A 12,628-nucleotide genomic window follows, 5' to 3' on the forward strand; every position below is an offset into this window, starting at 1 on the left:
TCTATTTCTAGTTTAATAAGTTGCTTAAGCGTTATATTTGCGCTTTAGAAAAGAGCTAAAAGCTCTTTTTTTTTTGATTAGGTTATATTTTTATGTTTCAATAATTGTTTATATCAATCATTATTGATAAAATTGTTATAAAATTGCTTAGCGCTAATATGAGAAATTTATACTTCGGTGCGTTTATTGTTGTTGCTGCATTATTTTCGAGTTGTGGAAAAGGAGGACAGGGAGAACTGGTAGGCGTTTATAATAAAAAGTTTAGAAACAATAAAATTCCTCTAGGGATGGTCTACATCCCACCAGGCAGAACCTTAATCGGGATGTCTGATGAAGATATCAACAATACACAGAGTGCTCCGAGCCGGATGACCTCTTTTAGTGCTTTTTTTATGGATCAAACCGAGATTACAAATGCTGAATACAGGCAGTTTGTAAACTGGGTAAGGGATTCAATAGCTGTGACAACATTAGGCCCAACTACTGCCCCGGCTTTCTTTAGGCCTGCAGCAAAAGGAGCAGATGGTAATGCTGCGCTAGGTTCAGACAGATATATCGACTGGAAAAAAGTTGGTAATGGATCTTTACTTTGGAGCAAGAGAAATGGTGGAATGGGCAATAAACTGGGTGATATGTATTACACCGGGGCCGATGCTTTACCTGGTAAAAATGAAATTGATGTCAGGAAATTAAAATATGCTTACAGCTATGTAAGTCTTGACCTTGCTGCTGAAGGCAGAAAAGATCCATCTAAAAAGAGACAGGATTTTATCATCACTTATAGCGATAATCCTGATCTTTCGAACCCAAATCACCATCCTTCAATAGCGGTTTATCCGGATACAATGGTTTGGAAAGTAGATTATTCTTACTCGCAGAATGATCCAATGGTAAAATCTTATTTTAATCACCCTTCATATGATGATTATCCTGTAGTTGGTGTGAACTGGGAACAAGCCAGCGCTTTTTGCGTTTGGCGTAGCCGTTTCTACGAATCTGCTGCTGTTTCGAGAAAATTGCCTGCCAATTCAAGACCAGAATACGAATTGCCAAGTGATGCACAGTTTGAATATGCGGCAAGAGGTGGTAATGTGAAAACAAAATATCCATGGGGTGGCCCTTATGTCCGCAATACAAAAGGATGTATGCAGGCAAACTTCAAAGTTGGCCGTGGAAATTACTCTGATGATGGTGGATTATATACGGTTAACGTAAAATCATATTTCCCTAATGATTATGGCTTGTACAACATGGCCGGAAACGTAGCGGAATGGACAAAAACTGCTTATAACCAATCGGCAAGCCCAATGTTGCTGGACTTTAACCCTAACTTTGTTTATGTAGCCAAAACAGGTGATAGTAAATACATGAAACGTAAAGTAGTTAGAGGTGGATCCTGGAAAGACATAGGCTTTTTCCTTCAAAACTCTGTTGGTACTTATGAGTATCAGGATGAAGCCAAATCATATATTGGTTTCAGATGTGTAACCTCATATCCTGGTACTGACATTAGCTATAGAAACTAAAAAAAATAAATAATCAAAATCCCTTATTGACTTAAAAATGGCAGCAAAAAAGAAATTCGATTGGTTACACGTAGCAATATCCTGGGGTGCCAGTATTGTAATTCTAGGTGCATTGTTTAAAATATTGCACATCGGAGGTGCTTTAGGTAACTATGCGATAGGTATTGGCTTGGGTGTTGAAGCATTTTTGTTCTTTTTAACAGGATTTAGACAGCCAGAGCAGGAATTGCCATGGGAACGTGTGTATCCTGAATTGAGAAATGATTTTGATGGCGAATTGCCAAAAGCTTCTGCAAGACCTGTTGCTGCAGCTCCTGCAGCTTTTTCTTCAACTGCAGCTTTAGATAAGATGTTGGTTGACGCTAAAATCGGACCGGAATTAATTGAAAGTCTGGGTAATGGCCTGCGTACTTTTGGTGATAAAGTAGCCACGATTTCTAATGTAGCTGATGCTTCAATGGCAACTAATGAATTTACAGGAAAAGTGAAAACTGCTTCTTCTAAATTTGATGCATTGAGCGGCGCTTTTGAAAAAGCAACTTCTCAATTGGCGGAAATGGGTGAAAGTAATGTAGGTGCAACAGCTTATCACGATCAGGTAAATGCATTGGCTAAGAACCTTTCGGCTCTGAATGCTGTGTATGAGCTAGAATTACAGGATTCAAGTGCACACCTTAAATCAATGAATAAATTCTATCAGAACCTTTCTTTAACCATGGGTAACTTTAATGAATCTATGGAAGACTCGAAACAGTTTAAAGAAGAGGTTGGTAAACTGGCTAAAAACTTATCCTCACTGAACGCCATTTATGGTAACATGCTGACAGCAATGAATCAGCCACGCGTATAATTAGTAATCAATTAGTTATTATTTAACCAAACAGACCTAATTAGAAAATGGCCGGAGGAAAAGAAACAACGAGGCAGAAGATGATCAATATCATGTATTTGGTATTGTTAGCGATGCTCGCTTTAAACGTATCAGATACCATACTCAATGCTTTTAAGAACATAAACGATAGTTTGGTTACTTCAAAAACTAACGTAGATACCAGTATTGACCAGTTATTCTCTTCATTTGAGAATACAAAATTAAAAGATGAGCCTGCACGGGCACAACCAATATGGGAAAAAGCCAATAAGGCCAAAGCATATGCCGATGAGTTGAACAATTATGTTCAGAGTCTTAAAGACCAGTTCCTAAAGGCTGGTGAAGGCATCAACGAAGAAACAGGCGACATCAAGCTCAGGGAGAATATGGATATTGCCCAGGGTATTATGGTTAACCAGAAAGAAGGGCCAAAGCTTAAAGCTAAGATCAACGAAACCAGGGAGAAATTAATCTCTTTGCTGGACGAGAAAGATCGTGCTAATGTGACCTTCTCTCTTGAAGCTAAAGATGCAACAAAAAATGTCAATGGTAAGAAGGACTGGGTAGACATCAATTTTGGTGAAGGAACCCCGCTTACTGCTGCAAATACCATTTTGAGTAAAATTCAATCAGATGTTAAAAATGCAGAAGCTGAAATAGTTAAAAAACTATTTGGTAATATGGATAAAGCACTGGTAAACCTGGATAAATTTGAAGCTGTGGCTGTAGCGCCCAGCTCATATGTGGTACAAGGTCAGCCTTATACTGCACAGGTGTTTTTAACAGCAAGTGACAGCAGGTCTAACCCACAGATTTCTGTAGGTGGAAATAGCCTTGTTGTGAAAGATGGCAAAGGAACTTATACCGGTAGCACAGGTGGTGTAGGTGTTTTCAAATGGAAAGGCGTAATTCGCGTAATGCAGACAGACGGTACTGTAAAGGAATATCCTACTGCTGAACAAACATACCAGGTGGCCAAGCCTTCGGCAACGGTTTCTCCTGATAAGATGAACGTGATCTATGCAGGTATTCCAAATCCTTTCTCTGTTTCGGCAGCAGGATTCCCATTGGAAAGCGTAAATGCTAGTATTTCTGGCGGATCAATTAAAAAAATAGGTAGCGGACAGTATTCGGTAAATGTTGGTGGTGATCAGGTAGGTAAAACTTTAAGCGTTAATGTTTCTGCAAACAACGGAGGTAAGACACTTAATCTTGGTGCACAACAGTTCAGGGTGAAAGCACTGCCTACACCTAGAGCAAATGTGAAAGGTAAATCGGGCGGAAATGTTCCTCTAGAATGGATGGAAAGCGCTGGTGCTATCGATACCCAATTAGAAGATTTTGTGTTCGATGTTAAATTTAAAGTGGTGAGGTTTTCAGCTACTTTTATCAACCCACGCTCTGATGCGGTTACCATTGCAAACAATGGTGGTGGCTTTAGCGGGCAAATAAAAGGTGCATTAAATTCTATCAAGCCAGGTGCAACCATTATCTTTAAGGATATTGTTTGTGAAGGCCCTGATGGAAGACAGAAGGTTTTAGATGGCATAACATTTATAGCTAAGTAGGAAAGATGAAAAAGATATTAGGTATTACTGCAATTCTGCTGTTGAGTTTTGGTTCTTTTGCCCAGGTAAAGAAAAAAACTCCTGTAAGAACGCAACGTGCTCCTGCAAAGACTGCGGTAGCGCCTGCTGTAAAATCCGAAGTGGCGGAAGTTAAGGCAACAGAAGAGGTTAAACCGGCAGCTAAGGTGAAGATTAAGACTCCACCGAAAGACGGATTTATGGTAAGAGCTGATATTGATAGCAATATTATGGTTCCTTATGCTGATGTGAGAGACGAGGATGTTTATTATTCAAAGCGTGTATGGAGGGAAATTGACTTAAGAGATACAGTCAACTCTGTTCTGAAAGCAGAAAATGCTAAACTCATCGATATCTTATTGGAAGCAGTTGCTAATGAAGAACTCACAGTATACTCATCAAAAGATACTACTGCAGGAAAGCTCCTGGAAGATAATGATTCATTCAGAATTGCTTTGACTGCCAGACAGGCTATGGAAAGTGCCAGGGGAGTTTCTGAAGGGGTAGCAGATTCGGTAACCGGAAAAATTGCTGAACCAACTTTGAGAAGGTTACGTTCTGACGAATTTTTGAAATTCAGAATAAAGGAAGACTGGATCCTGGATATCAAACGCTCAATTTTTGAACCAAGGATCATCGGTCTGGCACCAATGAAAATGGTGGAAGGAAACTGGCAGCCAGTATTCTGGATTTATTATACAGATGCGAGAGAATTGCTGAGTAAAGAAAGAATAATGAATCCATTGAACGATGCTTCTCAGCTAACCTTCGATGATTTCTTTGTAAGACGTCTGTTTTCAAGTTACGTGGTTAAGGAAACAAATCCGGCCAACAAAAATATTGTAGATATTCTTGGGCAGACAGATCCTAAAGACACAAGAAAATTATATGAATCTGAAAGGATTAAGAAGTCTATTTCTGATTACGAGCAAAGCTTGTGGGAGTATTAGAGGATTAATGACCAGGCGCCTATTGCAAATGGTCTTAGAATAACGAAAGCCCGGATACAATTTACTGTATCCGGGCTTTGTATTTATGCTCTTTGCTCCTTAATCCTTACTCAAAAAGTAATCCAGCAATTTCTTAACCTGCGCTTTGTTCAATACCTTTTGCAGTTCCGCTTCATCAGCTTCTTTAATCTTTTTTACGGATTTAAAATGTTGTAATAATTTATCAGCGGTACTTTTTCCAATACCTGGAATTTGTTCAAGCTCTGTTTTAAGTGTGCCCTGATCTCTCTTTTTTCTGTGGAAAGTAATACCAAAACGGTGTGCTTCGTCACGCAGTTGTTGAATAACCTTTAAAGTCTCTGATTTCTTATCCAGGTAAAGCGGATATGGATCTCCGGGGAAGAACAATTCTTCTAATCTTTTTGCAATTCCAATTACAGTTACCCGTTTTTCTATGCCTAGCTTTTTTAAGCTGCTCATAGCCGACGAAAGCTGGCCCTTACCGCCGTCAATAATGATTAGTTGAGGCAGGGTGTCATCTTCTTCAAGCATTCGCTTATATCGCCTGTAAACGGCTTCTTCCATTGTTGCAAAATCATTGGGACCTTCAACAGTCTTTACATTAAAATGCCGGTAGTCTTTTTTAGATGGTTTGGCATCCTTAAAAACTACGATTGCCGAAACCGGATAAGCCCCCTGAAAGTTGGAGTTATCAAAGCATTCAATATGTTTAGGCAATTTGGTTAGCCCAAGATCTTTCTGCATCTGCGTAAGAATACGGTCCGTCCGTAAGTCGGGATTTAGTTTCTCATACTGGTTCAGTTTCTCTTTTTTGAAGAACAGTACGTTTTTCTGGGAAAGCTCCAGTAGTTTTTTCTTCTCGCCCAGTTTTGGGACAATCAGTTTCAGGTCCTTATCATCAAGTATAATATCAAAGGGAACAATAATCTCTTTCGAAGTACTGTTAAACCGGGTTCGGAACTCTGTAATGGCAATGGTTAGCAGTTCTTCATCTGTCTCGTCCAATCGTTTTTTGATTTCTATGGTTTGCGTTTGAATAATGCTACCGTTCATTACTTTCAGGTAATTTACGAAGGCATAGCGCTCATCAGAAGCAATGCTGACTACATCAATATTGGTAATGGCACTGTTGACAACTGTTGATTTGCTTTGGTATTTTTCCAGGACCTGTAATTTCCGCTGGTACTGATGGGCGAGTTCGAAGTTCAGATCTGTAGCTGCAGTTTTTATGACTTGCTTTACTTCCCTGATTACATTGCCTATTTTTCCGTTCAGAATATCTTTAATTTCTTCAATACTCGATTCGTAGTCTGCGGCAGTCTGATAAGCCTGACAAGGACCTTTACAGTTGCCAATCTGGTATTCAAGACAGACTTTAAATTTACCATCGGCAATGTTTTTATCACTAAGTGGCAGATTACAGGTACGAAGGGGATAAGTTTCCTTGATCAGATCGAGGATGGTATGCATCATGCCCACAGAGGCGTAAGGACCAAAATAGGTCGAGCCATCTTTCACCATTTTTCTCGTTGCATATAAACGTGGGAAAGGTTCTTTTTTAACGACAATCCATGGATAGGTTTTATCGTCTTTAAGCATGATGTTATACCGGGGCTGATGCCTTTTAATCAGACTGTTCTCCAGTAACCAGGCGTCAATTTCGGTATCAACAATGGTAAAGGTTATCTTCCGGATCTTGGAAACCAATACCCGGGTTTTACCGTTCATCTGGTTGTCCTTATTAAAATAAGAACCAACCCGGTTCCTTAAATCCTTAGCCTTCCCAATATAAATAAGGGTGTCATCCACATCCCAGTACTGGTAAACACCAGGCTTATGAGGAATGTCTGTCAGGGCCTTTTTATAATCGAAAGCACTCATGTTAATAGAAATAAGATATGGTTATTAAAACCCTAATTTTTCGTCCAGCTCAGTTTTTTGCTCTTGCTGCTGATATTGATTACAATCATAAGTGATAGATACGCCACCCTTAGGTATTTCAAAATCACCCTGGGTAATTTTGAGTTTTGGATTGGCATATACACGTTTCATGAAACCAGCAAAGATGGGTAATGCAGTTGTTGCACCATCACCACCTGCAGTACTTGTGAAGTGGAAAGCCCGGTCTTCGCAACCCGTCCAAACACCTGCCACCAACTGCGGACTAATGCCCATAAACCAACCATCAGAGTTGTTTTGAGTAGTTCCTGTTTTACCACCAATTGCAGCTTTAACGCCATATTTTCCAGCTAAACGCCATCCGGTACCATTTGTTACGACCCCTCTTAACATCCGGGTCATTACATAAGCCACTTCTTCGTTCATCGCCGGTCTTGGGATAGGTTTTTCACTATAAAGTACGACACCATTTCTGTCCTCAACCCTTACAATATAGGTAGGTTTGGTCCACACACCTTTGTTTGCAAAAACACTGTAAGCGCCGACCATATCATATACTGAAGCATCAAAAGAACCCAATGCAATAGACGGATAAGCAGGTACATCAGAGGTGATACCCATTTTCTTTGTCAGTGTAGCCACTGCAGTTGGCCCTACTTGTTTCATTAAATAGGCAGCAACATAGTTTTGAGAAAGTGCCAATGCTTTTTGCAGGGTCAGATAACCGGGAACAGTTCCTGAAGACCTTGGTGTCCATGGCGGACTTCCAGCTATTTCAATGGTTACTGGTTCATTCAATACACTGTAACATGGTGAATAGCCATTTTCTATGGCAACGGCGTAAGTAAATGGTTTCGCAGTTGAACCAACCTGACGGGTTCCCATTTTTACCTGGTCGTATTTAAAATGCTCATAATTGATACCGCCAACCCATGCTTTAACATAGCCGGTTTGTGGGTCCATGGCCATCATGGCATTTCTAAGTAACATCTTATAATATTTTACCGAATCTATCGGTTTCATTAAGGTATCTATATTGCCTCTCCAGGTAAAGATGGTAAGTTGGGTAGGTGTATTGAAATCTTTTTTGATCTCTTCCTCAGACTTCCCTTCTGTTTGAAGTGCTTTGTAGCGGTCAGACCGTTTAACGCCTTGTTCTATTTGCATTTCATTGCCTTTAAAGGGGTTTCTACCTTTCCAGCTTTTGTCAAATGAAGCCTGCAGTACTTTCATGTACTCTTTCTGCGCTTCTTCGGCATAGACCTGCATATCGTAGTTTAAGGTGGTATAGATTTTTAAACCATCTCTGTCAAGATCGTAAGGAACACCGTTGTTCAGGATAGAACGTTCCTGGAAAATTCTTTTGATATCATTTTTCAGAACTGCTCTGAAATAAGGTGCTATCCCATCATTTACAGTAGCGGCACTAAACCTGAGCCCTAAAGGTTTTTCTTTCTCCTCATCCAATTGCTGTTGTGTAATCAGATCGGCCTTTGCCATTAAGCCCATAATTGTATTTCTACGCGCCAGTGCACGGTCGGGATTACGGGTAGGAGAGTAGCGGCTGATACCTTTTAATATACCAATTAATGTAGCCGATTGAGCTACGGTTAACTTATCTGGAGTGGTATTGAAATAAACTCTGGCGGCCGATTTTATGCCATAGGCCTGATTGCCGAAGTCAACGGTATTGAGGTACATCACCAGGATTTCTTCTTTTGTATAATTGCGTTCCAGTTTTACCGCAATTACCCATTCCTGAAACTTCTGGAGAATACGTTTTAGAAAATTCTTTTGTCTGCCCTCTTCCGAGAAAAGGTTCAGGGCCAATTGTTGGGTAATGGTACTGCCTCCTTGTTTTTTTCCTACCAGGGCATATAGAAAAATGGTAAAAGTACGCTTGAAATCGATACCTGAATGTTCTTTAAAACGTATATCTTCTGTTGCAATTAAAGCATTAATGACATTTGGAGAAATTTCCTGGTAACTGATGTTGGACCTGTTTTGTACGAAATAGGTTCCGAGCACTTTGTTGTCGTCCGACAGGATCTCCGATGCCTGATTACTTTTTGGATGTTCTATATCTCTAAAAGAAGGAAGTGTGCCAAACAAACCAAAACCGATGGCTATAATGAACAATGCAAAAAATACGATCCCGCATGCCAATAGTTTCCATAATCTAAAATTGTACTTTCTGATGTCTTCTTTCGAAAGTTGTTTGTTCATTTTAATAATTGTTTTTATAAAAATCCAGGTATTTGTTCAGCAAATCTTTACTGGTTAATTTATCAAAGTTCTCTTTACTGATGATGAAGCCGGTGTAGATGTTGGCCGGAACTTTCATAATACGGCCTAACAATGGCGTTATCCCTTCAGCATAAGCTTTCGCGTCGTCAAAATTACTAAAGTTCCCTACATATATCAGCTGATCATTGTCAAATTCTTTCAATTGGTGCTTTAAACCGGCGCCAGCATAGTTACCACGGTTAAATTGCCCGATACCAAAACGGGAAGAACTCAGCGTTATAGAAGCATCTGCTACAGCAACAACATAATAGTAGAGATTTGATTCAGCAGCGCTGAAAATGCTTTGGACTTTTGGAGTAGTGGCTGGTTCAGCAGCTTTTTCAGTTATTACCGGAACGGGAACAGTTGCTATAGGTTCAACTGTTTTTTGTGATTGCTGCACCGGAGTTATCACTTCAGTTTTCGGAACATTCGCTATCACAGGTGCTGTTGGTTGTGCTACCTGGAAAAGAGGTTCATTCGGATCAGCATTAGGTAATGCGATTTTACGGCTTTGGAATTCTGCCAAATGCTCATTGATATAAACAATATGTTCCTTTACCAATGGGGTAATGATCCTATCGTCCTGAAATGAGGTGGTAATGCCATCAAAAGCAGCTAAAAGTAAGTCTACATGATTGGTTCTTCCAATTGAGATGGCTTTTAAATATGCAAACTGTGGCGATAGATAATTCTCTCCACTTGTTTTTTGTACTTCGTCTACGCGGCGTATAACTGACGCAAAATCTTTAAGCTGATATTGATCAAAAATGGCATTGTATTCCTTGTTGATCGCGGTCTCTATAGCGGTTTGCTTTAAAGAGAAGGATGGATCCAGAATGATTTTTGCGTATACAGAGTTAGGATAGTCTTTTAAAACTTTGTTTTTAAAACTATTTGCACTGGCTTCATTCTTATTTTTTGCGATTAAGAAAAGACTGTAATAAGTGGCCGCCAGGTGATTGTTTGTCGGGAAGCGTTCCAAAAGTTTCTGATAGACCTCTTCTGCCTCTTCCGGGTCATTGAGCTCCTGCAGGTAAAAGCTGGCAATGTCATAATAAGCATCAATAATTTTTTGATTTGATTTCGCTAATAATTCCGGAGACACAGGTAACGACTCTGTATATTCTTTCATCAATACGTTTTTATCAACGGTAGTCTGCGCGTTCTGCTGCTGGTTATCCGTACCATTGGTGCCAATGTTATTGGCAATATCCTGTATTGTCGACTGAGCTGATGACCGGATACTTTGACGCCAGTTATTTTCAAGTTTTCTATTCCCCCATTTTTTCTTGAAATCTGAATAACCTGTACTTATTGCGCCGGCATTACTGAAATAAAAAGTACTGGAAGCCTGCCCTCTGTTTTTGCCTGGGTTTTCGAAGGCAAAAGGGTTTTGCACCATATTAGTTTGTGCTGTATTAACAGGTGTTTTAACGCCGGGATTTAAAATTGCTTCTATTTTAGCCTGACGTTCTTGTTCGGGAAGCTTCGCTATGGCCTGTAAGGTATCTTCCTTAGCGATGATCTCATACCTGTTGGTCAGGTATTCCAGGTTCAAGGTCTTTTTAACGATGACATCATAACCCGGATAATTTTTTGGCAACGTGCTAACTGCACTGTCGTAATATAGCTTGGCATCCAGGTAATTGTGTAGCTGTTTAAAGTTAAGGTCTGCCATTTTTAAGTAAGAAAGACCTTTTTGATAAGGGTTCTTCTCGCTTTTCTGAATAGACAGATGATAGTATTTTTTTGCTTTTTCATAGTCGCCATCAGCCAGCAGGCTTTCAGCAATCTGATAATATACCTGGTCGTTGTAGTCTGTATTCTTGTCGTCCTTTAAAAGAGCAAGCAATTCATCCTGTTTGTTTAGCTTTTTGCCGCCCAGTAATGCATTTATTTTAATACGGTTCAGATTTGCATTAAAATACATTTCAAAGGGGGCATTGCTTCTTTCCACTTTTCTGTAGTGCAGCAGGGCGTCTTTATAATTTTGCTGTTGTTCATACATCTGGGCTAATATGTACGTCCACCTGATTTTATGCTGACTATTCTTACTTGCTTTGATGGCATCTGTTAGATAAGAAATAGCATTTGCATACTTGTGCTGATAAATTGCCATTTGGGCGAGGGTAGCCAATGGTTCAGCAGTATTTTTCTTTAAACCAGCAATTGCATAGGCCAGTGTGTCCAATAGTGATTTGGACTCGCTTAATCTTCTTACCTGCATCAAACTTCTGGCTTTCCAGTTTAAGGCTTCAATATAGCTTTTGGTATTTTCACGATAGTTTTTAGTCGTGTAATCAAAATACTCTGCAGCATTAAAATAGTTTCCTTTATAAAATTCAGCCTTACCAATTAGGTTATAGGCATCATCCAGGTAGTTGCTTTTGCTTTTTTCGAGGATAATGACCTGTGCTTTTTTAATCACATCATCAATTTGTTTGCCGGCAGCGTCTTTTACCATAAAATTGCTGTCTATCTCAGGCCCGAGGTAAACAGGAAGAACCTGGTCATAATTCTCCCGGAAGGATTCTGTCAGTTCCTGCTGATGGGTGCTTAAAATTACATTGGCGTTGTATATATAATTATAACGGGCAGTTAAATTTTGAATACCACTGCCTCTCGAATTCTTTTTTTGTGAGCCACAGGAATAGATGACGCAGGCAGTTAAACTAAATAGTATTACCTTTAAATTGCGAATAGCGTAATTTTTCAATTATGGGAAGATTTAAAGCTGGTAAACGATAACATTATATACAAAAGTATTTATATTCAACAATAACTTCTTAACAAAACCTGTTTTATTTATAAGGTATTTATTTATGATAGACCCTAACGAAAAGAAGAAAGGCTTAAATAATTTTGCAAAATATACGTCGATTAGCTTTCAAATGCTGGTAACCATTGGCATATTTGCTTTTGCTGGCTATAAAATTGATGAATATAGACAGAGTAAGACTCCGATTTTTACGGCTATATTGAGTTTGTTGGGGGTCGTTTTGTCTTTGTACCAGGTTGTAAGGCAGCTAAATAAAAATGAATGATTATTTAAACCGCCGGTAAATATATACTTTTGTAAAAATTTACTGATTTGAGTTTAGCAAGATTTACACTTTTTTATTTGTTGTTTACGGCCGTTCTTGGCGTCATCGCTTATTTTCTGCCTGTTGTTTTTCCTGGTGTTACCATTCTGGCTTCTAAGTTTTGGGTGGTATTCGGCTTTTTGGCTGGTATTACATTTATTGCTTATGTAGTAGCTGATCTGGGGCTAAAGCGTAATCCTGATGTAGGTATAATGGCTATTATGGGGTCGATTGCGTTGAAGATGATTTTCTCTATGGCTTTTGTGCTGATTTACAGCGTAAACACAAAAGAAAAAGGCATGGTTTTCGTGCTGAATTTTTTTTCTTTATATTTATTGTTCAGCTTCTTTGAAATATACTCTTTGTTACGTAACTTGCGCCACCAAAATAAATAGTAAAAATC

Annotated in this window: 9 protein-coding genes; 6 read left to right on the forward strand and 3 right to left on the reverse strand. The window is 39.3% G+C overall.

Annotation, left to right across the window (positions count from 1 at the left end; all coding sequences use genetic code 11):
* The first annotated feature begins 158 nt into the window (after positions 1-158).
* From R2Q84_RS13800 to gldN, 4 genes are read left to right on the forward strand one after another with little or no spacing between them, the layout of a single operon-like run.
* Positions 159-1,526, forward strand: a complete 1,368-nt coding sequence (locus R2Q84_RS13800; protein ID WP_316817139.1) for an SUMF1/EgtB/PvdO family nonheme iron enzyme — start codon at positions 159-161, stop codon at positions 1,524-1,526.
* 37 nt (positions 1,527-1,563) lie between these two features.
* The gene (gldL, locus tag R2Q84_RS13805; protein ID WP_316817140.1) at positions 1,564-2,376 is read left to right on the forward strand and encodes a gliding motility protein GldL; all 813 of its coding nucleotides are present in this window, start codon (positions 1,564-1,566) and stop codon (positions 2,374-2,376) included.
* Between the two features lie 47 nt (positions 2,377-2,423).
* On the forward strand, positions 2,424-3,965 hold the full coding sequence (gene gldM / locus R2Q84_RS13810; RefSeq protein ID WP_316817141.1) for a gliding motility protein GldM: 1,542 nt from the start codon (positions 2,424-2,426) through the stop codon (positions 3,963-3,965).
* 5 nt (positions 3,966-3,970) lie between these two features.
* Positions 3,971-4,933, forward strand: coding sequence for a gliding motility protein GldN (gldN, locus tag R2Q84_RS13815; protein ID WP_316817142.1), 963 nt, complete (start codon positions 3,971-3,973; stop codon positions 4,931-4,933).
* Positions 4,934-5,032: 99 nt separating this feature from the next.
* On the opposite strand, the gene uvrC is transcribed toward gldN, so the two are convergent.
* The 3 genes from uvrC to R2Q84_RS13830 are packed head-to-tail and all read right to left on the reverse strand — an operon-like array spanning position 5,033 to position 11,858.
* A complete protein-coding gene (gene uvrC / locus R2Q84_RS13820) occupies positions 5,033-6,835 on the reverse strand; it encodes an excinuclease ABC subunit UvrC (protein ID WP_316817143.1) in 1,803 nt (600 codons plus the stop codon).
* Positions 6,836-6,859: 24 nt separating this feature from the next.
* On the reverse strand, positions 6,860-9,079 hold the full coding sequence (locus R2Q84_RS13825; RefSeq protein ID WP_316817144.1) for a penicillin-binding protein 1A: 2,220 nt from the start codon (positions 9,077-9,079) through the stop codon (positions 6,860-6,862).
* A gap of 1 nt (position 9,080) precedes the next feature.
* The gene (locus R2Q84_RS13830) at positions 9,081-11,858 is read right to left on the reverse strand and encodes a tetratricopeptide repeat protein (RefSeq protein WP_316817145.1); all 2,778 of its coding nucleotides are present in this window, start codon (positions 11,856-11,858) and stop codon (positions 9,081-9,083) included.
* 106 nt (positions 11,859-11,964) lie between these two features.
* On the opposite strand from R2Q84_RS13830, the gene R2Q84_RS13835 reads away from it, so the two are divergent.
* Positions 11,965-12,186, forward strand: coding sequence for an AtpZ/AtpI family protein (locus R2Q84_RS13835; RefSeq protein WP_316817146.1), 222 nt, complete (start codon positions 11,965-11,967; stop codon positions 12,184-12,186).
* Between the two features lie 47 nt (positions 12,187-12,233).
* Positions 12,234-12,620, forward strand: coding sequence for a hypothetical protein (locus R2Q84_RS13840; protein ID WP_316817147.1), 387 nt, complete (start codon positions 12,234-12,236; stop codon positions 12,618-12,620).
* Positions 12,621-12,628: the final 8 nt, after the last annotated feature.

Origin of the sequence: Pedobacter nyackensis (assembly GCF_032678475.1) — a bacterium.
GTDB classification, from domain to species: Bacteria; Bacteroidota; Bacteroidia; order Sphingobacteriales; family Sphingobacteriaceae; genus Pedobacter; species Pedobacter nyackensis_A.

Coding starts and splice junctions, on each gene's coding strand:
- gldL (WP_316817140.1), top strand. CDS start 1,564: ATGGCAGCAAAAAAGAAATTCGATTGGTTACACGTAGCAATATCCTGG.
- gldN (WP_316817142.1), top strand. CDS start 3,971: ATGAAAAAGATATTAGGTATTACTGCAATTCTGCTGTTGAGTTTTGGT.
- uvrC (WP_316817143.1), bottom strand. CDS start 6,835: ATGAGTGCTTTCGATTATAAAAAGGCCCTGACAGACATTCCTCATAAG.
- R2Q84_RS13800 (WP_316817139.1), top strand. CDS start 159: ATGAGAAATTTATACTTCGGTGCGTTTATTGTTGTTGCTGCATTATTT.
- gldM (WP_316817141.1), top strand. CDS start 2,424: ATGGCCGGAGGAAAAGAAACAACGAGGCAGAAGATGATCAATATCATG.
- R2Q84_RS13825 (WP_316817144.1), bottom strand. CDS start 9,079: ATGAACAAACAACTTTCGAAAGAAGACATCAGAAAGTACAATTTTAGA.
- R2Q84_RS13835 (WP_316817146.1), top strand. CDS start 11,965: ATGATAGACCCTAACGAAAAGAAGAAAGGCTTAAATAATTTTGCAAAA.